27 protein-coding genes are annotated in these 23,338 nt (G+C 59.7%); 9 read left to right on the top strand and 18 right to left on the bottom strand.

Annotated elements, in window-relative coordinates:
- Window positions 1–103: 103 nt before the first annotated feature.
- Window positions 104–622, top strand: coding sequence for an acyloxyacyl hydrolase (locus JIO00_RS24590; RefSeq protein ID WP_010458265.1), 519 nt, complete (start codon window positions 104–106; stop codon window positions 620–622).
- 129 nt (window positions 623–751) lie between these two features.
- On the opposite strand, the gene JIO00_RS24585 is transcribed toward JIO00_RS24590, so the two are convergent.
- The 12 genes from JIO00_RS24585 to JIO00_RS24530 all read right to left on the bottom strand — a co-directional run bounded on the left by JIO00_RS24585 (window position 752) and on the right by JIO00_RS24530 (window position 10,877).
- Window positions 752–1,057: a YkgJ family cysteine cluster protein gene (locus JIO00_RS24585; protein WP_077749015.1), complete on the bottom strand. Its 306-nt coding sequence runs from the start codon at window positions 1,055–1,057 to the stop codon at window positions 752–754.
- Between the two features lie 53 nt (window positions 1,058–1,110).
- Window positions 1,111–1,614: a DUF2878 domain-containing protein gene (locus tag JIO00_RS24580; RefSeq protein ID WP_077749014.1), complete on the bottom strand. Its 504-nt coding sequence runs from the start codon at window positions 1,612–1,614 to the stop codon at window positions 1,111–1,113.
- On the bottom strand, window positions 1,607–2,878 hold the full coding sequence (locus JIO00_RS24575; RefSeq protein WP_200667008.1) for an SAM-dependent methyltransferase: 1,272 nt from the start codon (window positions 2,876–2,878) through the stop codon (window positions 1,607–1,609). Before JIO00_RS24575 ends, JIO00_RS24580 begins: the two co-directional genes overlap by 8 nt.
- Window positions 2,865–3,680 carry a DUF1365 domain-containing protein gene (locus JIO00_RS24570; protein ID WP_200667006.1) on the bottom strand — a complete coding sequence of 272 codons (816 nt, stop codon included), beginning with the start codon at window positions 3,678–3,680 and terminating at the stop codon, window positions 2,865–2,867. The genes JIO00_RS24575 and JIO00_RS24570 overlap by 14 nt, the downstream gene beginning before the upstream one ends.
- On the bottom strand, window positions 3,677–4,924 hold the full coding sequence (locus tag JIO00_RS24565) for an NAD(P)/FAD-dependent oxidoreductase (RefSeq protein WP_200667004.1): 1,248 nt from the start codon (window positions 4,922–4,924) through the stop codon (window positions 3,677–3,679). Before JIO00_RS24565 ends, JIO00_RS24570 begins: the two co-directional genes overlap by 4 nt.
- Window positions 4,921–5,703, bottom strand: a complete 783-nt coding sequence (locus JIO00_RS24560; RefSeq protein WP_200667002.1) for an SDR family NAD(P)-dependent oxidoreductase — start codon at window positions 5,701–5,703, stop codon at window positions 4,921–4,923. Before JIO00_RS24560 ends, JIO00_RS24565 begins: the two co-directional genes overlap by 4 nt.
- Complete coding sequence (locus tag JIO00_RS24555; protein ID WP_010458253.1) at window positions 5,700–6,122, bottom strand: nuclear transport factor 2 family protein; 423 nt, start codon at window positions 6,120–6,122, stop codon at window positions 5,700–5,702. Before JIO00_RS24555 ends, JIO00_RS24560 begins: the two co-directional genes overlap by 4 nt.
- Window positions 6,115–7,560: a deoxyribodipyrimidine photo-lyase gene (phrB, locus tag JIO00_RS24550; protein WP_010458251.1), complete on the bottom strand. Its 1,446-nt coding sequence runs from the start codon at window positions 7,558–7,560 to the stop codon at window positions 6,115–6,117. Before phrB ends, JIO00_RS24555 begins: the two co-directional genes overlap by 8 nt.
- An 11-nt stretch (window positions 7,561–7,571) precedes the next feature.
- A complete protein-coding gene (locus JIO00_RS24545; RefSeq protein WP_010458249.1) occupies window positions 7,572–8,513 on the bottom strand; it encodes a MerR family transcriptional regulator in 942 nt (313 codons plus the stop codon).
- Entirely contained in the window at window positions 8,513–9,475 is a 963-nt protein-coding gene (locus JIO00_RS24540) for a YbgA family protein (RefSeq protein WP_010458247.1), read from the bottom strand. The genes JIO00_RS24545 and JIO00_RS24540 overlap by 1 nt, the downstream gene beginning before the upstream one ends.
- A gap of 203 nt (window positions 9,476–9,678) precedes the next feature.
- Entirely contained in the window at window positions 9,679–9,894 is a 216-nt protein-coding gene (locus JIO00_RS24535) for a TIGR02450 family Trp-rich protein (protein WP_010458245.1), read from the bottom strand.
- Complete coding sequence (locus JIO00_RS24530) at window positions 9,891–10,877, bottom strand: NAD(P)/FAD-dependent oxidoreductase (protein WP_010458243.1); 987 nt, start codon at window positions 10,875–10,877, stop codon at window positions 9,891–9,893. The genes JIO00_RS24535 and JIO00_RS24530 overlap by 4 nt, the downstream gene beginning before the upstream one ends.
- 196 nt (window positions 10,878–11,073) lie before the next feature.
- Between JIO00_RS24530 and JIO00_RS24525 the strand changes: the two genes are divergently transcribed.
- Window positions 11,074–11,976, top strand: a complete 903-nt coding sequence (locus JIO00_RS24525) for a TIGR01777 family oxidoreductase (protein WP_010458241.1) — start codon at window positions 11,074–11,076, stop codon at window positions 11,974–11,976.
- Window positions 11,977–11,989: 13 nt separating this feature from the next.
- Complete coding sequence (hemH, locus tag JIO00_RS24520; protein ID WP_010458238.1) at window positions 11,990–13,015, top strand: ferrochelatase; 1,026 nt, start codon at window positions 11,990–11,992, stop codon at window positions 13,013–13,015.
- Between the two features lie 104 nt (window positions 13,016–13,119).
- Here hemH and JIO00_RS24515 read toward each other — a convergent pair whose 3' ends face one another.
- Window positions 13,120–14,394 (bottom strand): uracil-xanthine permease family protein, encoded by a 1,275-nt coding sequence (locus JIO00_RS24515; RefSeq protein ID WP_010458235.1) that lies wholly within the window; start codon window positions 14,392–14,394, stop codon window positions 13,120–13,122.
- Window positions 14,395–14,396: 2 nt separating this feature from the next.
- Complete coding sequence (upp, locus tag JIO00_RS24510; RefSeq protein ID WP_010458234.1) at window positions 14,397–15,035, bottom strand: uracil phosphoribosyltransferase; 639 nt, start codon at window positions 15,033–15,035, stop codon at window positions 14,397–14,399.
- A gap of 163 nt (window positions 15,036–15,198) precedes the next feature.
- Between upp and JIO00_RS24505 the strand changes: the two genes are divergently transcribed.
- Window positions 15,199–15,756, top strand: coding sequence for a hypoxanthine-guanine phosphoribosyltransferase (locus JIO00_RS24505; protein ID WP_010458232.1), 558 nt, complete (start codon window positions 15,199–15,201; stop codon window positions 15,754–15,756).
- 4 nt (window positions 15,757–15,760) lie between these two features.
- Window positions 15,761–16,234 carry a WbuC family cupin fold metalloprotein gene (locus JIO00_RS24500; protein ID WP_010458230.1) on the top strand — a complete coding sequence of 158 codons (474 nt, stop codon included), beginning with the start codon at window positions 15,761–15,763 and terminating at the stop codon, window positions 16,232–16,234.
- 9 nt (window positions 16,235–16,243) lie between these two features.
- On the opposite strand, the gene dauA is transcribed toward JIO00_RS24500, so the two are convergent.
- On the bottom strand, window positions 16,244–17,965 hold the full coding sequence (gene dauA, locus JIO00_RS24495; RefSeq protein ID WP_010458228.1) for a C4-dicarboxylic acid transporter DauA: 1,722 nt from the start codon (window positions 17,963–17,965) through the stop codon (window positions 16,244–16,246).
- Window positions 17,966–18,116: 151 nt separating this feature from the next.
- On the opposite strand from dauA, the gene JIO00_RS24490 reads away from it, so the two are divergent.
- Window positions 18,117–18,602: a hypothetical protein gene (locus JIO00_RS24490; protein ID WP_010458225.1), complete on the top strand. Its 486-nt coding sequence runs from the start codon at window positions 18,117–18,119 to the stop codon at window positions 18,600–18,602.
- Between the two features lie 63 nt (window positions 18,603–18,665).
- Window positions 18,666–18,953, top strand: coding sequence for a PA4642 family protein (locus JIO00_RS24485; protein ID WP_010458223.1), 288 nt, complete (start codon window positions 18,666–18,668; stop codon window positions 18,951–18,953).
- 202 nt (window positions 18,954–19,155) lie between these two features.
- Here JIO00_RS24485 and mqo read toward each other — a convergent pair whose 3' ends face one another.
- Window positions 19,156–20,664 (bottom strand): malate dehydrogenase (quinone), encoded by a 1,509-nt coding sequence (mqo, locus tag JIO00_RS24480; protein ID WP_077749003.1) that lies wholly within the window; start codon window positions 20,662–20,664, stop codon window positions 19,156–19,158.
- 738 nt (window positions 20,665–21,402) lie between these two features.
- Window positions 21,403–21,636, bottom strand: coding sequence for a hypothetical protein (locus JIO00_RS24475; protein ID WP_010458219.1), 234 nt, complete (start codon window positions 21,634–21,636; stop codon window positions 21,403–21,405).
- 205 nt (window positions 21,637–21,841) lie between these two features.
- On the opposite strand from JIO00_RS24475, the gene JIO00_RS24470 reads away from it, so the two are divergent.
- Entirely contained in the window at window positions 21,842–22,426 is a 585-nt protein-coding gene (locus JIO00_RS24470; RefSeq protein ID WP_010458217.1) for a YajG family lipoprotein, read from the top strand.
- A gap of 97 nt (window positions 22,427–22,523) precedes the next feature.
- Here JIO00_RS24470 and JIO00_RS24465 read toward each other — a convergent pair whose 3' ends face one another.
- Window positions 22,524–22,730: a hypothetical protein gene (locus tag JIO00_RS24465; RefSeq protein WP_010458215.1), complete on the bottom strand. Its 207-nt coding sequence runs from the start codon at window positions 22,728–22,730 to the stop codon at window positions 22,524–22,526.
- Window positions 22,731–22,922: 192 nt separating this feature from the next.
- Between JIO00_RS24465 and JIO00_RS24460 the strand changes: the two genes are divergently transcribed.
- A complete protein-coding gene (locus JIO00_RS24460) occupies window positions 22,923–23,201 on the top strand; it encodes a hypothetical protein (RefSeq protein ID WP_200667000.1) in 279 nt (92 codons plus the stop codon).
- The last annotated feature ends 137 nt before the right edge of the window (window positions 23,202–23,338 follow it).

The raw sequence follows: 23,338 nt of genomic DNA, 5'->3' as shown, positions 1-23,338 counted from the left end.
GGCGAAAACGAATAATTGGGCTGAACTTCTGATTAATCGTCGACTTCTATAGCGGTAAGCAACAAAAAAACCATATGAAATCGTTCGGAAAAGGATGTTTCTAGTGAAGCGACTATTCTGCTTGGCCGCGATTGCGGCCGCACTGATGGGGCACAGTTTTACCGCGCAGGCGGCAGGCGTGGAATTCGCGGTCGGACAGACCAGCGAGTCGACCATGACCTATCGATTGGGCATGCAATTCGATTGGGACAAGAGCTGGTTGCAGAGTGATATCGGTCGCTTGACGGGGTACTGGAGCGGTGCCTACACCTATTGGGACGGCGACAAGACTTCCAGCAACCACAGCCTGTCGTTCGCGCCGGTGTTGGTTTACGAATTTGCTGGCCAGACCGTCAAGCCTTATGTGGAGTTGGGGGTCGGCGTCGCGGTATTCGCCAATACCGAAGTCGAAAACAATCAACTCGGCAGTGCTTTTCAGTTTGAAGACCGGTTCGGTTTTGGCCTGCGCTTTACCGGCGGACATGAAGTCGGCATTCGTGCGACGCACTATTCCAATGCCGGGCTCAGTAGCCCGAACAACGGTGTAGAAAGTTACGCGTTGCATTACACGATGCCGCTCTGAGACTCGCTCCTTTAAGTGTGGGAGCGAGCCTGCTCGCAATTGCGGTCTGCCATTCAGCAACAGTGTTGACTGACAGGAAGCCATCGCGAGCAGGCTCGCTCCCACACTGGATGTGCGTCGACTTCAAATTCAGCGATACGCCGTGGTAATCCCCTGGCGCTCATCGATGCATTCTGGTGCGCCCATCTCGAACTCCCGGCAGATCAGCGGGCGTTTTTCGTAGATGGTGCACATCATGCTGTTGCGATCCAGCGCAGCGCACCAGCCGTCATCCAGACGCAGCATGACTTCCCCGCCCCAATCATCGGTATCGATAAAACGTTCAGGCACGCCCGTGTCGGTGATCAGCATGACTTCGAGCTGGCAGCAACAGGCTGCGCAAGTCGAGCACGTGACGGCCGGTTCGGTGATTTGCGTGTGGGGAATGGTTTTCATGGCGGGCAGTGTAAGGCAGTGCGCCCTGGCTGTGTTAAAGGCCTGACGGACGCTTAGCTGCGGGTGTCCGCCGCCAGCCGTTGCGCCATGAAATGCAGCGTTGGGAACAGCATGGCCCAGAGCAGGCCGATACCCAGCAGCGTGGGCATCTGACCGTAAGGAAACTGCACGCCGGCCAGTTGTCCACCGGCGTAATACGACAATGGCCCACCCACGGCGCCCAGCAGGCTGCCGAGCCACCAAGGTTTGGCGGTCCATTGCAGGCAGTGGCGCAACGTGGTTGCCAGTAAAGCCCACAACAGCATCAGCCACAGCGGGATCAAGGGCGCGACGTCGGCGAAATCGAACACACCAAGCCAGCGTAACGAACTGTCGACGGTGGTGCCCAGCAGCACAACGCTGAGAATCAGTCGGCCTTCATCCGCCCAGCGACTTATCCACAGCAGATGAATCACCAGTACCGCCAACGCCACCAGCAACCATAAACTGTCGCCGCCCATCACACAGGCAAACCAGCCGAGCTGAAACAGTGCGGCATTGGCCAAGCGCTCACGCATCGAAGCGCCCCAGCAGCGGCGCGGGCATTGCCGAGGGTTTGGCCAGCACCATTTGCGCGGTGCCGATGGTGCGCTCCAGAAATCCCCCTTCGCAGTAGCACAGATAAAATTCCCACAACCGCAGGAAATAATCGTCGTAGCCCAACTCGCTCAAGCGGCCCTGGGCTCGGCGAAAATTCTCATGCCACAGGCGCAGGGTTCGGGCGTAGTGCAGGCCGAAATCCTCCATGTGCAGCAAATTCATGTCGGTGTCGCGGCTGATGACTTCCAGCATCTTCTGCACACAGGGCAGGGCACCGCCAGGAAAAATGTAACGCTGAATGAAATCGACGCTGCCCTTGGCCTGTTCGTAGCGCTGTTCGCGGATGGTGATGGCCTGCAACAGCATCAGGCCGTTGCTTTTGAGCAACTCCGCGCATTGCTTGAAATAGACCGGCAGGAAGCGATGGCCGACCGCTTCGATCATCTCGATCGACACCAATTTGTCGTACTGCCCGGTGAGGTCGCGGTAATCCTTGAGCAGCAGCGTGACCTGGTCTTGCAGGCCGAGGGCTTCAATGCGTTGGGCAGTGAAGGCGTACTGTTCTTTTGAAAGCGTGGTGGTGGTGACCTTGCAGCCGTAATGCTGCGCCGCGTAAAGCGCCATGCTGCCCCAGCCGGTGCCGATTTCCAGCAAGTGATCACTGGGTTTGAGCGCGAGTTTCTGGCAGATCCGTTCCAGCTTGTTCAACTGCGCCTGTTCCAGGCTGTCTTCGTCCGTCAGGAACTGTGCGGCGGAGTACATCATGGTGGGGTCAAGAAACTGTTCGAACAGGTCGTTGCCCAGATCGTAGTGGGCGGCGATGTTTTTCTGCGAACCCTTGCGCGTGTTGCGATTGAGCCAGTGCAGCGCTTGAACGAAAGGGCGGCCGAGTTTCGCCAGGCCACCTTCCAGCGCATCCAGTACCTCAAGGTTACTGACGAACACGCGAACCACCGCGGTCAAGTCCGGCGAACTCCAATAACCGTGGATAAACGCTTCGCCAGCGCCGATCGAGCCGTTACCCGCCACCAGCCCCCACGCCGCCGCGTCGAGGATATGGATCTCCCCGATCAATGGGCTGCCTGCGGTCCCGAAAACTTGTCGTTCGCCGTTTTCGATGACCACCAGTTGTCCATGCTTGAGCTGCGTGAGTTGCCGCAGTACACCACGGCGCAGCAACGATCCGGTCAGGCCGTTGGTGCTGAGCAGATTGACTTTTGCCGAGGCGCTAGAGGATTTCATGACGGTGATCCTTGGGAGGAACGATGGCGGTTTGAACGCTGCCAACGGCAGCCTGATGAGCAAATATCGGTGCGCGCTTGAGCAGCAGGCGCAGGGCCTGCCAATAGATCGCCAGGCAGGTTTTCGCCGTCATCCATGGAAAGCGCCGCAAGTAACGATGCAGGCTGGCACGGTCCAGTGCCTGGCGTTTCAAGCTGAGCGTGGCGTCGAACAACTTCAGCTCGCCCTGCCAGTCCGCCATGTGCACGCCGAGCCGTTTCGCGGCGGGGCTGAAACTCATGCGGTATTCCAGGTCTGGCGGTAGAAACGGCGAAACGTGAAACGCCTTCGCCACGGCAAAATGTTGATGGAAATCGCCGAGATTCTCCGGGGCCTTGGCCGGCAATACATAGTGATAACGCTCGCGCCACGGGGTGTTGGTGACTTCGCAAAGAATCGCCGCCAGTTGCCCGTCAGCCTCATGGCAGTAGAAAAAACTCACCGGGTTGAACGACAAACCCCAACTGCGCGGCTGGGTCAGCAGGCAGATCGAACCTTGGGGCGCATGACCGATGGCCTGGCCGACGAGCTGGCGCACCGCGTCAATCAGGCGCATGCCGCTGCCGGTATAGGCCTTGAGGTAATCGCTCTCGCGAAACGAGAACGGTGCGAAGCGACTGTTGCCCGAGAACGGCGACAGGCCGAGCACGGCCTCCTGTTCGTCGAGGTCCAGGTACAACAGACCGATCCGGTAACGGAAGGCATGAGGCTTTGGGGCGAACCGCCGATGGGCGATCCAGCCGCTATAGAGGGCGCTGTTCACAACACTTCACCAAACGAGCGAGCAACGCGCAACGCGCTGACCACGCCGTCTTCATGGAAACCGTTGGCCCAATAGGCGCCGCAATAATAAGTGTGTTGCGCGCCGTCCAGTTCCTCCCAACGGCTTTGCGCAGCAACGGCCGCCAGGCTGAATTGCGGATGGGCGTAAGTGTATTTGGCGAGCACTTTGAACGGGCTGATGCCGGCGCTCTGGTTCAGGCTGACGCAGAACGTGGTATCGCTCTGGAGGCCTTGCAGGATGTTCATGTCGTAGGTGACGGTGGCCCGTGTGTGGCCCGGGCCACCGAGGCGGTAATTCCAGCTGGCCCACGCAAGTTTTCGAGTAGGCAGCAGGCGTGTGTCGGTGTGCAGCACCACTTCGTTGTCGGCGTAGGGCAGGGCGCTGAGGATCGATTGTTCGGCATCGCTCGGCTTGGCCAGCAGTTGCAGGGCCTGATCGCTGTGGCAGGCAAACACCACTTTATCGAATCGTTCGCTGCCGGCGGCGCTGTGGATAATGACGCCTTGTTCATCACGCTCGACCCGGGTGACGGGGCAGTTGAGTCGGATGTTCTGTTTGAACGTCGCCGTCAGTGGCTCGATGTAAGCGCTCGAACCCCCTTCGATCACCCGCCACTGCGGACGATTACTGATGGACAGCAGGCCGTGATTCTTGAAAAACCTGACGAAGGATTGCAGCGGGAAACCGAGCATGTCAGCCATGGACATCGACCAGATTGCTGCGCCCATCGGCACGATGTAATGCAGGATGAAGCGTTCGCCATAGCGGCCGTTTTTCAGATAGTCGTCCAGCGTGGTGTCGGCGGCGATCCGACCCTCGGCCAGGTCACGCTGCGCCTCTTTGTTGAAGCGCTGGATGTCGCGCAACATGCCCCAGAAGCCGGGTGACAACAGATTTCGCCGTTGGGCAAACAGGCTGTTGAGGTTATTGCCGTTGTATTCCAGGCCCGAGTCCGGATCCTTCACTGAAAAACTCATTTCAGTCGGTTTCGACTCCACGCCGATCTGGCCGAGCAGGCGAATGAAATTCGGGTAGGTCCAGTCGTTGAACACAATGAAACCGGTGTCCACGGCATAGCGCTGGTCATCCACGGTCACGTCCACGGTATGGGTGTGCCCGCCGATCCAGTCGCTGGCCTCGAACAGGGTGATCTCATGCCTGCGATTGAGCAGGTAGGCGCTGGTGAGCCCCGAGATTCCGCTGCCAATGATCGCAATGTTCACGGCACGTCCCTGATCGGTGGGCTGCTGCGCACCATGCGTTTGCCGATGGCCAGTTTCACGCAATTGGGCATTTTCGACAGGGGCCAGAGAGCCGCCATGAACAGTCCCGGAAAAGCGATCTCCAGGGGACGGTTCTTGAGTTTGGCGAAGATGTGCCGGGCGGCTTTCGCCACTGGCCAACTGAGCGGCATCGGGAAGTCGTTTTTCGCCGTCAGTGGGGTCTCGACAAACCCCGGGCTGACCACTGTGACTTCGATGCCTTCCGGCGCAAGATCGATGCGCAGGGATTCGAACAGATAACGCAGCCCGGCCTTCGACGCGCCATAGGCTTCGGCCCGTGGCAGGGGCAGGTAGGTCACCGAACTGGCGACGCCCACCAGATGCGGCGCGGTGCCCTTGCGCAACAAGGGCAACGCGGCCTCGATGCAATAGGCGCTCGCGAGCAGGTTGGTGCGCACCACGTGTTCGACGATCGAGGAATCGAACTGCTTGACGTCGACGTATTCGCACGTGCCGGCGTTGAGGATCACCGTGTCCAGCGAGCCCCATTCATGGACGATCTGTTCGCCGATTTCGCGCACCGCCTGACTGCTCGTCAAATCGCCGGGCACGACCAGCACTTGCCCCGGATAACGCTGGGACAAGACTTTCAGCACCGCTGTAGAGCGCGAGCTCACGGCCAGATGAGCACCGGTTTTGAGGATTTCTTCAGCCAGCGAGGCGCCGATGCCGCTGCTGGCACCCGTCAGCCAGTATCGCCGTGGAGGTGTAAGACTCATCCCATTCTCCTTTTCAGCCAGGCAATCGCCCGACCCAATACGGGTAAATGTTCGTAAAGCAGTGCCCCGGCATCGAAGTAATCCCGGTGACGATAAACCTTGTCGCGCCAGAGCAGGTACGAGCAGCCGTCGACACGAATCAACCGGCCGCCGCTCAGGCGCGGATGGCGGTAACTCATGACCCAGCGCAGATAACCTTGGCCTTCGCCGGTCTGGTCGAAACCGTGAAAATCAAAACGCAGTTCGGTGACGTTGGCGTAGAGCTCGGTGAAGTAGCTGCGCAACTGTCCGAGCCCTTGCACTTCATGCAGCGGATCGGTGAAGTGCACGTCTTCGGTGTACAGCTCGCCGAGGCGTTGCAAACTGTTTTTATCCAGCTGCGCGAATTGCCGGGCAAACTGCCGCAGGAAATCACTCATGAGCGCCTCCGGCATCGTGTCGCGAGGGCAAGTTCTTGAACGCGGCCAAGGCTCGCTGGCGCGAAGTGCTCAGGTTGACGATCGGCGACGGATAATCCGCCACGCCGAACAGACCGCCGACGTTCGCCGGGTTGTGCACGTCTTTTTTGTTCAGCCCAGCCAGTTCCGGCAGCCAGTGCTTGATGAACACGCCTTCAGCGTCGAATTTCTCCGATTGGCTCAGCGGATTGAAAATACGGAAATAAGGGGCCGAGTCAGTGCCCGTGGACGAACTCCACTGCCAGCCACCGTTGTTCGCCGCCAGGTCGCCGTCGATCAAGTGGCGCATGAAAAAGCGTTCGCCTTCGCGCCAGTCGATCAGCAGGTTCTTGGTCAGGAACATCGCCACCACCATGCGCAAGCGGTTGTGCATCCAGCCGGTTTCGAGCAATTGACGCATCGCTGCGTCGATGATCGGCAGGCCGGTACGGGCTTGCTGCCAGGCCAGCAGTTCTTCCGGGGCGTCGCGCCAGGCTAGGGCTTCGGTTTCCGGGCGGAAGGCACGGTGACGCGAGACCCGTGGGTAGCCCACCAGAATGTGTTTGTAGAACTCGCGCCACAGCAACTCGTTGATCCAGGTGACCGCGCCCACCTTGCCGCTTTCGAACTCGCCTTGATTACTGTGCAGGGCGGCGTGCAAACACTGGCGCGGGGAAATCACCCCGGCAGCGAGGTAAGCCGAGAGCTGGCTGGTGCCGGGTTTGGCCGGGAAGTCGCGCTCGCTTTTGTAGTAATCGATTTGTGCGTCGGCGAAGGTGTCGAGACGGCGTTGAGCTTCGGCTTCGCCGGCGGGCCAGAGCTGGCGCAAGCTCTCGCTGGGCATGTCGAACCCTTTAACACTCGATGGAATGTCGTCACTGCTGATGGGCAACGGATCCTGTACGGCCGGTTTGGCCACCCGTCCCGGAAGCGACCGGTGCAGACGTTCGTAACAGACTTTGCGGAACTGGCTGAAGACCTGGAAGTAGGTGCCAGTCTTGGTCAACACGGTGCCCGGATTGAACAACAACTGATCGAGGTAGCTGAAGAAGTCGATGCCATGGGCCTTGAGCGTTTCGGCGACTGCCGTATCGCGACGGCTTTCATGAACCCCGTATTCCTCGTTGACGTGCACCGCCTCCGCGTTTAATTGCTGACACAGCTTGAGCAAAACCTGCGGCGCTTCATCCCAGCGAGGGGCGTGGCGAATCAGAAGGGGGATGTTCAGTTCGCCCAGCGCGTCGCTCAGTTCACCCAGATTGCGCAGCCAGAAATCCACTTTGCACGGCGCGTCATCGTGTTCCAGCCATTGCGCCGGGCTCAACAGGTACACGGCCACCGTCGGGCCGCGAGCGGCAGCAGCCGACAGGGCGGTGTTGTCGTGCAGGCGCAAGTCGCTACGCAACCAGATCAAATGCATGGAAGTGTCCATTAAATAAGCCCACGCTTGACCAGTTCCTGGTGAGCCGATAGCGGGTCTTCGGCCAGGAACAAATCAACACTCTCAGACGTTTTTGCGGACAGCTCGGCGTGGTGAATGCATACCGTTGGTCCGGCAATCATTTTTGGGCAACTGACGCCATTCAAAAGTTTCGGCAGCTGCGAAATGTTCATGGCTTTGCTGGAATACAGCAGTACGCCGCGGGCTTGCAGGTGATCGACCGCCAGCGCGAGTTCGCCTGGCGGCAGCGGCCAGTCGAAGACTTCCACCGGGCAATCGGCGCTGCTGATCAGCCACGCGGTCAGCCACAGGCAAGGTTCCAGTGGCTGGTCCGAGTGATTGATCAATAGCAACGGCGCGGTGCGTAACTGACGGTTGTTATGGTAGATGCGTGCGCCGAATTTGCTACGCAGCCAGGAAAAGAAAAACACCCGCTCCATCTGCGCGCCGAACTGGCCCTGCCAGCGTTGCTCCAGCTCCGCCAGCAACGGCATCAGCAGTTGTTCGCACAAGGTACGAGGCGGATACAGCGCCATGGCTTGATTGACGGTGTCATCCAGCGTGCGTTCATTGAGCTGGGTCACCGCTTGCAGCAATGTCTGGCCCAGCACTTGCCAATCGTTTTCGACGGTTTCGGTAAAGGCCTGTGGCGTGTCGAGCAGCTGCTTGACCTGACTGACGGCCACGCCGCGATTGAGCCAGGTGAGGATGGTCAAAATCCGTTGCACGTGTTCGGCAGAGAACAGGCGATGCCCCTTGGGCGTGCGCTGGGGCACGATCAGCCCGTAGCGTCGCTCCCAGGCACGCAGGGTCACGGCGTTCACGCCGGTCTGGCGCGCCACTTCGCGAATCGGCAACCAGCCTTCGTCCAGGGCTTTCTTGAAGTCGGCGCCAAGGTCTTCGCTGGCGCTGGTGTCGATTGGGCTTTTCATTAGATGGCGTTTCGCAGGCTGAGGTTTTCCGGGTGCGGCTGAAGGTAAACCTGCTGCGCGATATACGGATCCGGGTGTTGACGGAAATAGTGTTTGAGCAGCGTCAGCGGCACCACCAACGGCACGATGCCGTGCCGGTACTGGCCGATGACGTGCTGCATTTCCTGCTTGTCTTCAGGGCTGATGAATTGCTTGAGATAACCGCTGATGTGCTGCAGGACGTTGGTGTGGGTACGGCGCGTCGCGCATTTTTTCAATGCCGCCATCAGTTCGCTGAAATAGCGCGGGCCGAGTTCCGCAGGATCGGTCTGGCCCATGTTGCCCAGCAGGTTGCCCAGGGTTTTGTATTGCAAGGGGTTATGGGCCATCAGCAAGTATTTGTAGCGCGAGTGAAATTCTATGAGGCCGCGTCGTGTCACTCCTTCTCGCAATAGCTGCTGCCAGGCGCTGTAGGCGAACACGCGGGTCAGGAAGTTTTCGCGCAATACCGGGTCGTTGAGGCGGCCATCTTCTTCCACCGGTAAGTCGGGGTGCAGGGCGCAGAACGCCTGGGCGTAGATACCACGTCCACCTCCGTCCACCGGCGACCCGTTGGCCTGGTAGACCTTGACCCGCTCGAGGCCGCAGGAAGGGGATTTCTGCATAAAGATGTAGCCGCAGATATCGTCCAGCTCCGCAGCCATTTTCTGACCGTACTCGGCGAGCGGCCGGGTGACGTTGGTCTCAGGGTTGACGGTGCCAACGGCTTCGGGATGTTCGGGGTCGCCGATCAGGCGGATCGGTTCGCGAGGGATACCCAAGCCAATGGCGACTTCCGGGCACACCGGTACGAACTCGAAATAGTCGGTGAGGGTTCGGCTGCACAGGCGCGATTCCTTGTGCCCACCGTTGAAACGCACCTCCGCTCCCATCAAGCAGGCGCTGATGGCGATTTTCGGTAGAGTCGCTGGCTGTACATGCATCGGAACACCTCGAATCCAGACCTGTACAGAGCGGTAACTCTGTACAACTTTGTCTTCATCATAGATTCAAAGGTGTACAAGTCAAATTATTTGTATAGGTTTTCGGGAGGGGAGTGCATTCCCTTGTGGGAGAGGGCTTGCTCGCGATAGCGGTGGATCAGGCGACACATGGGTAGCTGACACACCGCATCCGCGGGCAGGATCTATTTCCAGCCGAGTATCCAGTCGTCGCTGGCTTTCAGCGATTGCCATGGGAGACGCTCACTGCGTTGGGTCAGCACCGCCTGCAATTCGACGTCCAGCACCGTGCCTTCCTCATCGCGGAACAGTTCGGTCACCAGAAAATGTTTTTCGCGGTTTCGCGGGTGGGCTGCTGTCCATTTCGACAGCAGCAATTTACTCGGATTGATTCTATTCACTGCAAGTGCTCGTGCAACCGTCGTGCAGCTTCCTGGCCGCTGAGCCAGGCGCCTTCGACACGCCCGGACAGGCACCAGTCGCCGCATACATACAAGCCCAGATCGGCATCGGCCAGAGCCCCCCATTCGTGACTGCTGGCGGGACGCGCGTAAAGCCAGCGGTGCGCGAGGCTAAAGGTCGGGGCGGGCATGGCGCTGTGCAACAGCTCGGCAAATGCACCGTGCAGTTGCTCGATCACCGCCTCCTTGGGCAGGTCGATATGTTGCCGGCTCCAGGCGCTCGTCGCATGCAGTACCCACGTGTCGAGGGTGTTGTCGCGCCCGGGTTTGCTACGGTTGCGCGCCAGCCAGTCGAGCGGGCTGTCCTGCACGAAGCAACCTTCCATGGGGGTATCCAGCGGCGTATCGAATGCCAGCGCCACCGCCCACGTTGGCTCCATTTTCACCCCGGCGGCGGCCCCGGCGAGTTTCGGCGCGGAGGCCAGCAGTGCTGTGGCTTGAGGCGCCGGCGTCGCGATCACCACATGACTGAACGGACCATGGGTGAAGCCTTCGGCGTCTTGCAGGTGCCAGTGTTCTTCACCGCGATAGACCTCGGTGATCCGGCAGGCGAAATGCACTTCCAGGTCGCCGAGCAGGCCGCGGGTGATGGCGCTCATGCGCGGTGTCCCGACCCAGCGTGTCTGTTCGTCCGGCGACAGGTTGAGCTGGCCGCCGTGGAAGGTGTAGAGCTGCGGCGTCCACTCGGCGACCCAGCCGTTGGATTGCCAACGCTGGACCTCGGTGACGAAGCGCCGGTCGCGGGCAGTGAAATACTGTGCGCCCATGTCCAAGGCACCCGCATCACTGCGCTTGCTCGACATGCGTCCGCCACTGCCGCGGCTTTTATCGAAAAGTTGAACACTGTGCCCGACTTCTGTCAGGGCCTGAGCGGCTGAGAGCCCGGCGATGCCGGTGCCGATGATTGCGATAGGTACAGTCATAGGGGCCTCGTTTACCTTTCTGTACAGACTACGCCGTGGTTTAAACCTGTACAATATTGTTTTTTGGTATAACTTTTAGCGTTCTCGATCTGACAGCTTGGCCTATTGTTAAACACAGACACTGCCCGATACCAAAGATCCCTGCTTATAAAAATAGACTAGTGATCAGGGTAAAACGCCACGCGAGGAAGAAGTCATGCACATATTGCTGACCGGCGGTACTGGTTTGATAGGACGTCAACTCTGCCGACACTGGTTGAGTCAGGGACATCGCCTGACAGTCTTGAGCCGCACGCCGGAAAAAGTCGCGAAAATCTGCGGTGCCCAGGTTCGCGGCGTCGCGTTGTTCGAAGACCTCGGGCAAGAACCGGTGGACGCAATTATCAATTTGGCGGGCGCGCCCATCGCTGATCGGCCATGGACGTCCAGGCGCAAAGCCTTGCTCTGGGCGAGTCGCATCACCCTGACCGAAACCTTGCTGGCCTGGCTCGAGACCCGCGCGCAGAAACCGCAGGTGTTGATCTCGGGTTCTGCCATCGGCTGGTACGGCGACAGTGGCGAGCGCGAACTGACCGAAGCATCTCCGCCGTCCATCGATGATTTCGCCAGTCAGTTGTGCATTGCCTGGGAAGAAACCGCCCAGCGCGCCGAGGCCATGGGTATTCGGGTGATCCTGATTCGAACCGGTTTGGTGCTGTCTGCCGAGGGCGGCTTTTTGTCGCGGCTGTTGCTGCCATTCAAACTGGGGCTGGGCGGGCCTTTGGGCAGTGGTCGGCAGTGGATGCCCTGGATTCATATCAACGATCAAATCGCCCTGATTGATTTTCTTCTGCATCGCAATGACGCCAGCGGTCCATATAATGCCTGCGCGCCAAAACCGGTGCGCAACCGCGAGTTCGCCAAAACATTGGGCGCCGTGCTGCACCGACCGGCGTTCATGCCGATGCCGGCCTTGGCCTTGAAAGTTTGCCTGGGTGAGTTGTCACTGCTGTTGCTGGGCGGCCAGAAGGCCGTACCGGCGCGCTTGCTGGAAGCGGGTTTCACGTTCCAGTTCACCGATTTGCGCGCGGCCCTGGACGACCTGTCCAGCCGCCTTTGAAATAGGACGTTGCATGACCGATCACGCATTGCTTCTGGTTAACCTGGGTTCACCTGCCTCTACATCGGTGGCGGATGTGCGCAGTTACCTCAATCAATTTCTGATGGACCCCTACGTGATCGACCTGCCATGGCCGGTGCGACGCTTGCTGGTGTCGCTGATCCTGATCAAGCGTCCGGAGCAGTCCGCCCACGCCTACGCGTCGATCTGGTGGGAGGAGGGCTCGCCGCTGGTGGTGCTCAGCCGTCGCCTGCGCGAGGCCATGGTTGCGCAATGGCACCATGGGCCGGTTGAGCTGGCGATGCGCTACGGCGAGCCGTCGATTGAGACGAAACTGGTTGAGCTGGCTGCTCAGGGCCACAAAAAAATCACCCTCGCACCGCTTTATCCACAATTCGCCGACAGCACCGTGACCACGGTGATTGAAGAAGCCAAGCGGGTGGTGCGTGAGAAGCGGCTCGATGTGCAGTTTTCGATTCTCCAGCCGTTCTACGATCAGCCGGAATACCTCGACGCATTGGTCGCCAGCGCGAAACCTTATTTGCAGCAGGATTACGATCACCTGTTGCTGAGCTTCCATGGTTTGCCGGAGCGGCACCTGAAGAAGATCGACCCTACCGGTCACCATTGCTTCCAAAGCGATAATTGCTGCCAGAACGCTTCGCCAGAAGTATTGGCGACCTGCTACCGCGCCCAATGCCTGCGCACGGCGTCGGAGTTTGCCAAGCGCATGGGGCTGGCGGATGGCAAGTGGTCGGTGTCGTTCCAGTCGCGTTTGGGCCGGGCGAAATGGATCGAACCCTACACCGAAGCGCGCCTCGATGAGCTGGCGGGAATGGGCGTGAAGAAGGTGCTAGTGATGTGCCCGGCGTTCGTTGCTGATTGCATCGAGACGCTTGAGGAAATCGGTGATCGCGGGAAGGAATTGTTCCGCGAGGCAGGGGGCGAGGATTTGGTGCTGGTGCCTTGCCTCAACGATGATCCGCAGTGGGCGCGGGCGTTGAGTGCCTTGTGTGAAAGGGCGCCGTTGGCGCTTTAAAAGCTTCGCGGGCAAGCCTCGCTCCTACAGAATTGCGTCGTTGTGTCGAGCGACACACAACTTGTAGGAGCGAGGCTTGCCCGCGAAGGCATTCTCAAGGCTGACTACAACAACGGCTCATCCGCCTTCTTGTGCTTCCAGCTGTCATTGCCCGGCAGCAACAGATTCAGCCCGATCGCCACCACCGCGCACAACGCAATGCCTTTGAGGCCGAAGTCATCGGGGCCGGTGCCAGTGCCGACCAGCACACCGCCAATCCCGAACACCAACGTCACCGACACAATCACCAGATTGCGCGCTTCGCCCAGGTCGATCTTGTGGCGAATCAGCGTGTTCATCCCCACCGCAGCGATCGAGCCAAACAACAGGCACAGAATCCCGCCCATTACCGGCACCGGGATGCTTTGCAGCAGTGCGCCGAACTTGCCGACGAACGCCAGGCTGATGGCAAAGATCGCCGCCCAGGTCATGATTTTCGGGTTGTAGTTCTTGGTCAGCATCACCGCGCCCGTCACTTCGGCGTAGGTGGTGTTGGGCGGGCCGCCGAACAGACCGGCAGCGGTGGTGGCAATGCCATCGCCGAGCAGGGTGCGGTGCAGGCCGGGTTTCTTCAGGTAATCGCGGCCGGTCACGCTGCCGACGGCAATTACCCCGCCGATATGCTCGATGGCTGGCGCCAGGGCTACCGGAACGATGAACAGAATCGCCTGCCAGTTGAACTCCGGCGCGGTGAAGTGCGGAATCGCAAACCACGGCGCGGCGGCAATCTTCGCGGTGTCGACAACGCCGAAATAGAACGCCATGGCAAAACCGACCAGCACGCCGGAAATGATCGGCACCAGGCGGAAGATGCCTTTACCGAACACGGCGACGATCAGGGTGGTGAGCAGCGCCGGCATCGAGATCAGCATGGCGGTCTGATAGGGAATCAGCTCGGTGCCGTCGCCAGCCTTGCCCATCGCCATGTTGGCGGCAATCGGCGCCATGGCCAGGCCGATCGAGATGATCACCGGACCAATCACTACCGGTGGTAGCAGACGGTCGATGAAACCGGTGCCTTTGATCTTCACCGCAAGGCCGAGAAAGGTGTAGACGAAACCCGCCGCCATCACGCCGCCCATGGTCGCCGCGAGGCCGAACTGGCCCTTGGCGAGAATGATCGGGGTGATGAAAGCGAAGCTCGATGCGAGGAATACCGGCACCTGGCGCCCGGTGACGATCTGGAACAGAATCGTCCCCAGGCCTGCGGTAAACAGCGCCACGTTAGGGTCAAGGCCGGTAATCAGCGGCATCAACACCAGGGCGCCGAAGGCCACGAACAGCATCTGTGCGCCAGACAGAACCGTGCGCCAGAGCGGATCGTTGAACTCTTGCTGCATGCTCAAGCGTCCTTCTGCTTGGTACCGAAGATCTTGTCACCGGCATCGCCCAAGCCTGGGATGATGTAACCGTGTTCGTTGAGTTTTTCATCAATGGAGGCGGTGTAGATCATCACGTCCGGGTGCGCTTTGCCTACAGCGGCGATGCCTTCCGGCGCGGCAACCAGGACCATGGCGCGGATGTCGCGGCAACCGGCCTTTTTCAGCAGGTCGATGGTGGCGACCATGGAGCTGCCGGTGGCGAGCATCGGGTCGATGATCATTGCCAGGCGCTCGTTGATTTCCGGAACCAGTTTTTCCAGGTAGGTGTGGGCCTGCAGGGTTTGTTCGTTGCGGGCCACGCCGACGGCGCTGACCTTGGCACCCGGGATCAGGCTCAGCACGCCTTCGAGCATGCCGATGCCGGCGCGTAGGATTGGCACTACGGTGATTTTCTTGCCGGCGATTTTCTCCACCGACACGGTGCCGCACCAACCTTCGATGTCGTAGGTTTCCAGCGGCAGGTCTTTGGTGGCTTCATAGGTCAGCAGGGCACCGACTTCCTGAGCGAGCTCACGGAAATTCTTCGTGCTAATGTCGGCGCGGCGCATGAGGCCGAGTTTATGACGGATCAGCGGATGGCGGATCTCGAGGATGGGCATGGGAAAGGCTCCGGCGGCGGGCAAAAAAACCGGCCTAGATTAATCTATCCGAGGGTGTTGTCCTATAGACATACAGTACGTTAGTCCACAAACGCTTGATCTGGCCGTGCGGGATGCGTACCTTTGCCCGCTTTTCCCGAATCCGTCCCCCCTGGAGAGCGCCATGTCCGCTGATCTCGAGCATATCCGTCAAATCATGCGAGAGGCTGACTGCCTGTACACCGAAGCTGAAGTCGAGGCGGCCATCGCCCGCGTCGGTGCACACATCAATGAACAGCTGGCTGACACTAACCCGGTGGTGTTCTGCGTGATGAACGGCGGCCTGATTTTCGCCGGCAAGCTGCTCACCCATCTGCACTTCCCGCTGGAAGCGTCCTACCTGCACGCCACCCGTTATCGCAACGAAACCAGCGGCGGCGACCTGTTCTGGAAAGCCAAGCCGGAAGTTTCGTTCCTCGACCGCGACGTGCTGATCATCGACGACATCCTCGATGAAGGTCACACCCTGGGCGCGATCATCGATTACTGCAAACACGCTGGCGCGCGCAAAGTGCACACCGCCGTGCTGATCGACAAGGACCACGACCGCAAGGCTCGCCCGGACCTGAAAGCCGATTTCGTCGGCCTGCCGTGCATCGACCGTTACATCTTCGGTTACGGCATGGACTACAAAGGTTACTGGCGTAACGCCAACGGGATTTTTGCTGTTAAAGGAATGTAAGAACATGACCGTGCCCAGCTTTCTTGATCAAACGTTGTTCGCCGGACTGGCCGAGAAAGCGGCCGCGAGTCCTCGCGGGCGTCAGCATCACAACTTCCATCAGATGGAAGAGGCTTGCCATCGCATGGCGGTGGGGTTGCAGCCAAACACGTATATCCCGCCTCACCGACACTTGGGGGACAACAAGGCAGAAACATTGCTGGTCCTCAAAGGGCGGCTCGGTTTGCTGATCTTTGATGAGTCTGGCGTGGTCGTGACGAAGCAAGTCCTCGTCGCCGGTGGTGATTGTGTCGGCGTGGACCTGCCAACAGGCGTGTTCCATGGCCTAGTCGTGCTGGAAGCCGATAGCCTGATGTTCGAATGCAAGGCCGGGCCTTATCGGCCGGTCGGTGAGGGTGAGCTGGCGCACTGGGCACCACGTGAAGGCGAGCCGGGTGTGGCCGAGTATCAGGCGTGGATGCGCGCACAGTTTGATTGAGCCGTGCGCTCAATTTTCCTCGGCCAGCCAGCGTTCGCTTTTGCGACGGGCCTGTTCCAGGTTGTTCACGTAGGCCAGCTGACGCTGTTCCCGATGGATGCCCGCGCGCCTGAGCTTCAGGCGCACCCGTGGAGCGGTCGCCACCAGAATCAGGCCGATGCCGTCCTTGCGGTAATCCCTCAGGATATTGTCGAAGGCGGCCAGCGCCGTCATGTCCAGCATCGGCACGGCGCTCATCTCGACGATCACCACTTTGACCTCCGGGTTGAATTTGCGTAGCACCCCCAGCGCTTTTTCAGCCGCGCCAAAGAACAGCGGCCCGCGTATCGCGTAGCAGCGAACGTGCTCCGGCATGTCCTGCAAGGCTTGATGGAAGCCGCGAGGCAGTTCGGCGGTGTCGGTGAGATCGCTCATGCGCTTGATAAATAACCCGGCGGCCAGCAGCAGGCCGACGGCGACGGCCATCACCATGTCGAACAACACCGTCAGGCTCAGGCAGGTCAGCAAGACCAGCACATCGCTGCGAGGCGCGATGCGCAAGGTATGGAGCACGTGCCGGGCCTCGCTCATGTTCCACGCCACCATGACCAGCAACGCGGCCAGTGCCGCCATCGGCAAGTAGCTGAAAAGCGGTGCCAGGACGAGTATTGCCATCAGCACCACGGCGCTATGAATAATGGCGGCCAGTGGCGAAAAGGCGCCGCTGCGCACGTTGGTGGCACTTCGGGCAATGGCCGCCGTGGCGGTAATGCCACCGAACAACGGGGCGATCAGGTTGCCCAGGCCCTGGCCCAGCAGTTCTGCGTTGGGGTCGTGTTTGCTGCCGGTCATGCCATCCGCCACCACCGCACACAACAAGGATTCGATGGCGCCGAGCATGGCAATGGCGAACGCCGGCGCCAGTAACTGACGGATCAAATCGTAAGACAGGTGCAGCGGCTGGCCGTCGGGGCCGGGTAGATTCCAAGGCCAATCGAAGCTTGGCAGGAACGGCGGAATGCCGGGATGGCTGACGCCGTCGACCATATAGCTGAAGCGCTCACCCAATGTCGCCACCGCCAGCCCGCCGTGCTCCAGCGCCACCCCCAGGAGCGCGCCGATTGTCAGCGCCACCAGATGCCCCGGAATCCTCGGCACCCACCGTGGCCAGACAATCAGAACGGCCAGGCATGTGAGGCCGATGATCCCGTCCCCTAGTCGGGCGCTGGGCAACGCCAGAATCAATACGCCCAGTTGTTCGATGTAGTGTTCTGCCTGGCCGGCGGTGGTCAGGCCCAGCAAATCCTTCAATTGCAGGGTGGCAATGACGATGCCGATCCCGGCGGTAAAGCCCAGGGTGACCGGGTACGGAATGTACTGAATCAACCGCCCGGCTCGAATCAGCCCCAAGGCAATGAGAATGACGCCGGCAAGCATGGTGCAAAGCAGCAGGCCGCCCAGGCCATATTGTTGGGTGATGGGCAACAGAATGACCACGAACGCGGCGGTCGGCCCACTGACATTGAAACGTGAACCTCCCGTCAGGGCGATCAGGGGCGCAGCGATCAGTACCGTATACAACCCTTGCTGGGGCGGTACACCTACGGCAATCGCCAGGGCCATGGCCAACGGGATGGCAATAATCCCTACCGTCACCCCGGCACTGATGTCGCCGCGTAAGCGCCTGAGGGTGTAGCCGGCGCGCCAGGTCTGACGCCAGGCCGCAAACAATGGGGGGACGGAGAACGTCATGCACACTCCCTAGAAGACGATGCACTGTTGAACGACGGCTGAAAGCTCGTCCAGCATGGCCAACCTCGTACTGCGAAGTATTGACCTATATCGCCAATTCGCGCGGTTGATCCTCATGCTAGAGTGCTTGGCCCCGTCTTCGGAGCCCGTCATGAGCCTTTTGATCCGCAGCTGCGCCGTCCTGTTGCTGACCCTCAGCCTGCCTCTGGCGGCCGCCCCGGCGCCGATGCACGCGCAGTTTCTGCCGCCTGACGACCTTACCCTGCGTGACGCGGAGCCCGAGCAGCAACAGTTGTTGCAGGTCACCGAATATTCGGTGGTGGTTGGCAGCCAGCGTCAGTCCAATCAACAACCGATTCCGGTTACGTCTCCGATGATGATCCGCCTCAAGGGCAAATCCTTGAACAAGGGCGCGACCATCAACCAGGTGCTGGTCAATTTCGACGGCGAAAGCAAAAGCCTGAAAAAGCCGATCTATGACGAAAAAAGCAAAACCCTGACGCTGTTTTACCCGATGGCGCAGTACCGGGTGGTGATCGATTTGTTGCGCAATGGCACGGTCTATTGCCAGTTCCTCAGCTACGCCAACGGCCATGTCTGGGCCGATCTGCACACGGGCGCTGTTCGTCCGCGTTGAGCCTTGTGCCCGGGCAGGGGTAAACTGCCCGCCCCGTGAAATGTCTGCGAGCTGGAGTCGGCAATGCGTAAAGATAAGAAACAAGTGATTGGTGACGAGATCGGCGATGAGCAGATCAAGTTGTTTCTCGATTTCGAACCGGTCGACGCCACTTCGCCGTCCCTGCATAAGCTGATCAAGGCCTACCGTGGCCTGCGCATCGATGACTTCGAGCGTTTTCTGACATTCTTCGTCGCAGCCGGCCTGGACCTGGATGGCAAGGATGAGCACGGCAATGACTTCGTCGCCCTGATCAAGGATCAGCGCAATGCGGCCGAGTACATCGAGTTGATTGCCAAGGCGCGCGGCTGATCCCGGACACACCGGAATATGTGGCGAGGGAGCTTGCTCCCGCTTGAGTGCGCAGCGCTCACAAAATCTATGCCGTTCGCAGAGCTTTGGGGCCGCTTCGCAGCCCAGCGGGAGCAAGCTCCCTCGCCACAAAGATAATTTCAGCGTCCTAAAAAAAACGCCCCGCTCTCACTGAGAACGGGGCGTTTTTCATGGGGCCGAATCAAGCGTAGCTTTCGGTCTCGTTACTGGCTTCAACCAGTTCCAGGGCGACGTTGTTGTGCGCATTGATCTTGCGATACAGCGCAGCGTCGGTTTCCAGAACTTTTTCCCGGGCCGGGAAGATTTCCGCCAGTTTGGCAGCCCATTCGCCGGATGCCTTGTTCGGGAAGCATTTTTCAATCAGCTCAAGCATGATCGAAACAGTCACCGAAGCGCCTGGGGAGGCGCCGAGCAGGGCGGCAAGGGAACCGTCCTTGGCCGCGACCAGTTCGGTACCGAACTGCAGAACGCCGCCTTTTTTCGGATCCTTCTTGATGATCTGCACCCGTTGGCCGGCCACTTCCAGGCGCCAGTCTTCGGCTTTCGCCTCAGGGTAGAAGCGACGCAGGGAGTCCAGACGCTGCTCCATCGACTGCATCACTTCGCTGACCAGGTACTTGGTCAGGTCCATGTTGTTTTTCGCCACGGCCAGCATCGGGCCGATGTTGCCGGCGCGAACCGACATCGGCAGGTCCATGAAGGAGCCATGCTTGAGGAACTTGGTGGTGAAACCGGCATAAGGTCCGAACAGCAGGGACTTCTTGCCATCGACCACGCGGGTATCCAGGTGCGGCACCGACATCGGTGGAGAACCCACCGCAGCCTGGCTGTAGACCTTGGCCTGGTGATGCTTGACCACTTCCGGATTGTCGCAACGCAGCCACTGGCCACTGATCGGGAAGCCGCCGAAGCCTTTGCTTTCTTCGATGCCCGAGGCCTGCAACAGCGGCAGTGCCGCGCCGCCCGCACCGAGGAAGACGAATTTGGCGTCGACTTCACGGGTGTTGCCGCTGTTGACGTCCTTGATGCTGACGGTCCAGCCGCTGCCGTTACGCTTGAGGCCCGTCACGCGCTTGCAGTACTTTACCTGGGCATCGGGTGCGCTGGTCAGGTGCTTGAGCAATTGATTGGTCAGGGCGCCGAAGTTGACGTCGGTGCCGTTCATTACGCGGGTGGCTGCGACGACTTCGTCGGCTGGCCGGCCCGGCATCATCAACGGCATCCAGTCGGCCATGGTGGCCTTGTCTTCGGTGTATTCCATGTCCGAGAAGGCGTGGTGCTTGCTCAGGGTCTTGAAGCGTTCCTTGAGGAAGGAAACGCCATCATTGCCCTGCACGAAGCTGAGGTGCGGCACCGGGCTGATGAACGTCTTGCAGGAGCCGAACGTGCCTTTTTTGGTCAGGTAGGACCAGAACTGCTTCGACACTTCGAACTGAGTGTTGATGTGCACGGCTTTCTTGATGTCGACGCTGCCGTCGGCCGCCTGCGGCGTGTAATTGAGCTCACACAGCCCGGCGTGACCGGTACCGGCGTTGTTCCATGGGTTGGAACTCTCCGCAGCACCGGAATCCATCAGCTCGACGACTTCCAGCTTGATCGCGGGGTCGAGTTCTTTGAGCAGTACGGCAAGGGTGGCACTCATGATGCCGGCCCCAACCAGTACTACGTCGACTGCTTCGTTATGCGCCATTTAACGCGTCTCCAAAATCTGCAGCACCAAATTGTCGGCATGGCTGCCAGGCGTTCCGGGGCGTGTCAGTGATGCCCAGGTACCCGTGGTCAGTGTTGCCATGTCCGAATCTTCGCAATTTTTCGCAACTTCGACGGATGCATGCGGCCGGGCCTAAAGAGTTACATGAACTCATCTCAGCGCGCGGCTGGCAATTCGACTTATGGTCGAGACATCCGTTTGTGCAACCAAATCCGTAGCGGACAGGCTTCAGGCTCCGGTGTTCGAGGAGTACTCGGTCCTGTGTCGTTGGGCTGTTTCAGACGCTAATGGTGCATGTTCAGACGCAAAACTATTCATTTGCTCGCCACACTCTTGTGAAGTTGTGAAAACCCGTTTTTTTCACGCTCTTTTGAAGACGTGAACCTCAAAAAAGGGCTGTCCCAGCCTGGCACCGTGCCCGGATGGATTGCCGTCATGGGGTACATGACAGGCAAAACGGGCAAACAGCTCAGTGACCGAGCGTAATGACAGCTCTGCAGATTCGCGAAAAGTGGGGTTTTTGCTCAAGGAACAGCAAGCGCGCCAGCTTCACTCGATCTGTGTGGGCGGCTCTCTGTGGGCGGTGCGGGGTGCCAATACCGAAGCATTGACGATGCTGCGAGGCCCGATCAGGAGACGTCCTTATAATCGGGGGGAGATTGTATCTAAGAAACGCAGGGAAATGGACGTGTTTAATGACTTTTATTAGGCGTCTGGTCAGGTGGTCAACAGATGTTGCACCCGTGCACGTGGCCGGCGCTGGCTGACACGGGCACTCGGGGGCAGGGGATGGTGCAACCAGTTGAGGCGGATTTCTTCGATTTCGACCCAGCCATCGCCCATCGGCTGGAGGCTGCACTGCTTGAACGCCTGGCAATGGCCATTGCGGTCGAGCAGGGCAAAACTGCGGTGCAAGGGGCGTGGCGCGAACAGCGAGATGAGATAACGCATGACAAAGTACCTTGTGGGTGACCTGCCGAGAAGGTTGCCAGCAAGCCGTGACGTGAAAGTGTATGGGCGATGACAGATCTGTGACACGAGGGGGTTTCTGATGGGTTTGTAGGAAATTACTTCAATCATTGCAGCGCCCTAGTTCGCTGCAGTGGCGCACGGCTATACTGCGGGCCTGTTTGTGCCTGATTCTGGAGAGAAGAGCATGTTGCAACGCCTGTTGTTCGGTTTGATCACTGTGACCAGTTTGACCCTCGTCGGCTGCGCCCACAGCCCGCAACAACTGAACCCTGAACCCAAGCTGACAGCTCAGCTGGCGCCGGTCGGCCGCGGTCAGCCGGTGGTGGTGCGTGTGGTGGATGGTCGTCCGTCGCCAACCCTGGGCACCCGTGGTGGCTTGTACCCCGAGACCAGCGCGATCACCGTGCAGGGCGCGCAGATCCTGCCGAAGTTGCAGGCACAGGCCGAGGCGGCCGTGCGGTTGCTGGGCTTCACCCCGACCTCGAATGCGCTGAATGCCCCGCAATTGACCGTGACCCTGGCCGAGTTGAAGTATCAGTCGCCTAAAGAAGGCATGTACGTGACTGAAGCGACCATCGGCGCAACCTTCCGCTCGGATGTGCAGAACGCCAACCGTCGCTACAGCGGCCGTTACGGCGCATCCCTGGACCAGCGTTTCGGTATGGCGCCGAATCAGGAAACCAACACCAAGCTGGTCAGCGACGTGTTGAGCGATGCGTTGACGCGTCTGTTCAAGGACCCGACGATTGGTCAGATTCTCGGCGAGTAACTTTCGCGAGATTCAAAAAAGCCCGGTGCCAGCAATGGCTCCGGGCTTTTTCATGCCTGCTGATTACCGATCACCAGCAGGCGCGAGGCTGGTGGGGTCAGGCCGCTTGTGAATAGAAATCCAGCACGCTCACGCCGGTCAGCAAATCCGTCTCTGGCAAATCCGCATGCTGATGCCCGCCCAGTGCGCAATAAACCAGCCAATGGCGGTCCTGAACGTTAAAGGCGAGGCTTCCTACGAGGTTTTGTTGTTCGTCACTCTGGGCGATGAGGTAGAGGCGGTCCTGGTTTTCGGCGTGCAGCATGACGGTATCCGTGTCGGTTTCGAGGGCCGCCAGACTGGCGTATTCAGATGACGGAGCCGTGACACAGGGCAGCATTTGGTCAGATGGTTCGTTATTTGTCGGAAAGGCAGGGCAGGGGGACAGGCTTTCGGTAGAATCCGCGCCGCAGTCGTCGGTTCGGCGTCTGCCACACCTGTTTTGCCGAGGTCCGTGATGTCGTTGCATTTGATTTCGCTGTTCACCCACCATCCCGCCAAGTTGATCAACCTGCTGGCCTTGCTGTTGGCCTTCCCGGGTAGTTGGCTGCTGCATGCCACGCGTCGCCGTGAACAACGCGCCATGGCGAGCCTTGTCGCCCAACGCCAGAGCCGCCCGAACGAAGAGCCCACCCTGGATTGGGCGACATTGCGCATGAACCGGTTTTTCTACCGCTTCGGCTTCGCGTGCCTGGGGTTGGCGTTGCTGGTGTCGTGGATCAGCACCCGGTTCTGAATCTTTGACGCAGAACCTTGTGGCGAGGGAGCTTGCTCCCGCTGGGCTGCGAAACGGCCCCACAACCAGCCATCCTTGTAGCGTCAGGCAAACCGCGAGCACCGATGTTTCGACTGCTGCTGAGTCGGGCGGGAGCA

This window comes from Pseudomonas sp. SW-3, from assembly GCF_016615645.1.
GTDB classification, from domain to species: domain Bacteria; phylum Pseudomonadota; class Gammaproteobacteria; order Pseudomonadales; family Pseudomonadaceae; genus Aquipseudomonas; species Aquipseudomonas mandelii.
This window is presented reverse-complemented; position numbering and strand designations above follow the sequence as displayed.

What these genes read in the sequence shown, in the direction of transcription:
- dauA (WP_010458228.1), bottom strand. Translation starts at nt 17,965, where the DNA reads ATGACGTTCTCCGTCCCCCCATTGTTTGCGGCCTGGCGTCAGACCTGG.
- JIO00_RS24465 (WP_010458215.1), bottom strand. Translation starts at nt 22,730, where the DNA reads ATGCTGCACGCCGAAAACCAGGACCGCCTCTACCTCATCGCCCAGAGT.
- hemH (WP_010458238.1), top strand. Translation starts at nt 11,990, where the DNA reads ATGACCGATCACGCATTGCTTCTGGTTAACCTGGGTTCACCTGCCTCT.
- JIO00_RS24580 (WP_077749014.1), bottom strand. Translation starts at nt 1,614, where the DNA reads ATGCGTGAGCGCTTGGCCAATGCCGCACTGTTTCAGCTCGGCTGGTTT.
- JIO00_RS24560 (WP_200667002.1), bottom strand. Translation starts at nt 5,703, where the DNA reads ATGAGTCTTACACCTCCACGGCGATACTGGCTGACGGGTGCCAGCAGC.
- JIO00_RS24490 (WP_010458225.1), top strand. Translation starts at nt 18,117, where the DNA reads ATGAGCCTTTTGATCCGCAGCTGCGCCGTCCTGTTGCTGACCCTCAGC.
- mqo (WP_077749003.1), bottom strand. Translation starts at nt 20,664, where the DNA reads ATGGCGCATAACGAAGCAGTCGACGTAGTACTGGTTGGGGCCGGCATC.
- JIO00_RS24555 (WP_010458253.1), bottom strand. Translation starts at nt 6,122, where the DNA reads ATGAGTGATTTCCTGCGGCAGTTTGCCCGGCAATTCGCGCAGCTGGAT.
- JIO00_RS24515 (WP_010458235.1), bottom strand. Translation starts at nt 14,394, where the DNA reads ATGCAGCAAGAGTTCAACGATCCGCTCTGGCGCACGGTTCTGTCTGGC.
- JIO00_RS24530 (WP_010458243.1), bottom strand. Translation starts at nt 10,877, where the DNA reads ATGACTGTACCTATCGCAATCATCGGCACCGGCATCGCCGGGCTCTCA.
- JIO00_RS24585 (WP_077749015.1), bottom strand. Translation starts at nt 1,057, where the DNA reads ATGAAAACCATTCCCCACACGCAAATCACCGAACCGGCCGTCACGTGC.
- JIO00_RS24470 (WP_010458217.1), top strand. Translation starts at nt 21,842, where the DNA reads ATGTTGCAACGCCTGTTGTTCGGTTTGATCACTGTGACCAGTTTGACC.
- JIO00_RS24460 (WP_200667000.1), top strand. Translation starts at nt 22,923, where the DNA reads ATGTCGTTGCATTTGATTTCGCTGTTCACCCACCATCCCGCCAAGTTG.
- phrB (WP_010458251.1), bottom strand. Translation starts at nt 7,560, where the DNA reads ATGCATTTGATCTGGTTGCGTAGCGACTTGCGCCTGCACGACAACACC.
- JIO00_RS24525 (WP_010458241.1), top strand. Translation starts at nt 11,074, where the DNA reads ATGCACATATTGCTGACCGGCGGTACTGGTTTGATAGGACGTCAACTC.
- JIO00_RS24545 (WP_010458249.1), bottom strand. Translation starts at nt 8,513, where the DNA reads ATGAAAAGCCCAATCGACACCAGCGCCAGCGAAGACCTTGGCGCCGAC.
- JIO00_RS24500 (WP_010458230.1), top strand. Translation starts at nt 15,761, where the DNA reads ATGACCGTGCCCAGCTTTCTTGATCAAACGTTGTTCGCCGGACTGGCC.
- JIO00_RS24505 (WP_010458232.1), top strand. Translation starts at nt 15,199, where the DNA reads ATGTCCGCTGATCTCGAGCATATCCGTCAAATCATGCGAGAGGCTGAC.
- JIO00_RS24485 (WP_010458223.1), top strand. Translation starts at nt 18,666, where the DNA reads ATGCGTAAAGATAAGAAACAAGTGATTGGTGACGAGATCGGCGATGAG.
- JIO00_RS24475 (WP_010458219.1), bottom strand. Translation starts at nt 21,636, where the DNA reads ATGCGTTATCTCATCTCGCTGTTCGCGCCACGCCCCTTGCACCGCAGT.
- upp (WP_010458234.1), bottom strand. Translation starts at nt 15,035, where the DNA reads ATGCCCATCCTCGAGATCCGCCATCCGCTGATCCGTCATAAACTCGGC.
- JIO00_RS24575 (WP_200667008.1), bottom strand. Translation starts at nt 2,878, where the DNA reads ATGAAATCCTCTAGCGCCTCGGCAAAAGTCAATCTGCTCAGCACCAAC.
- JIO00_RS24540 (WP_010458247.1), bottom strand. Translation starts at nt 9,475, where the DNA reads ATGCATGTACAGCCAGCGACTCTACCGAAAATCGCCATCAGCGCCTGC.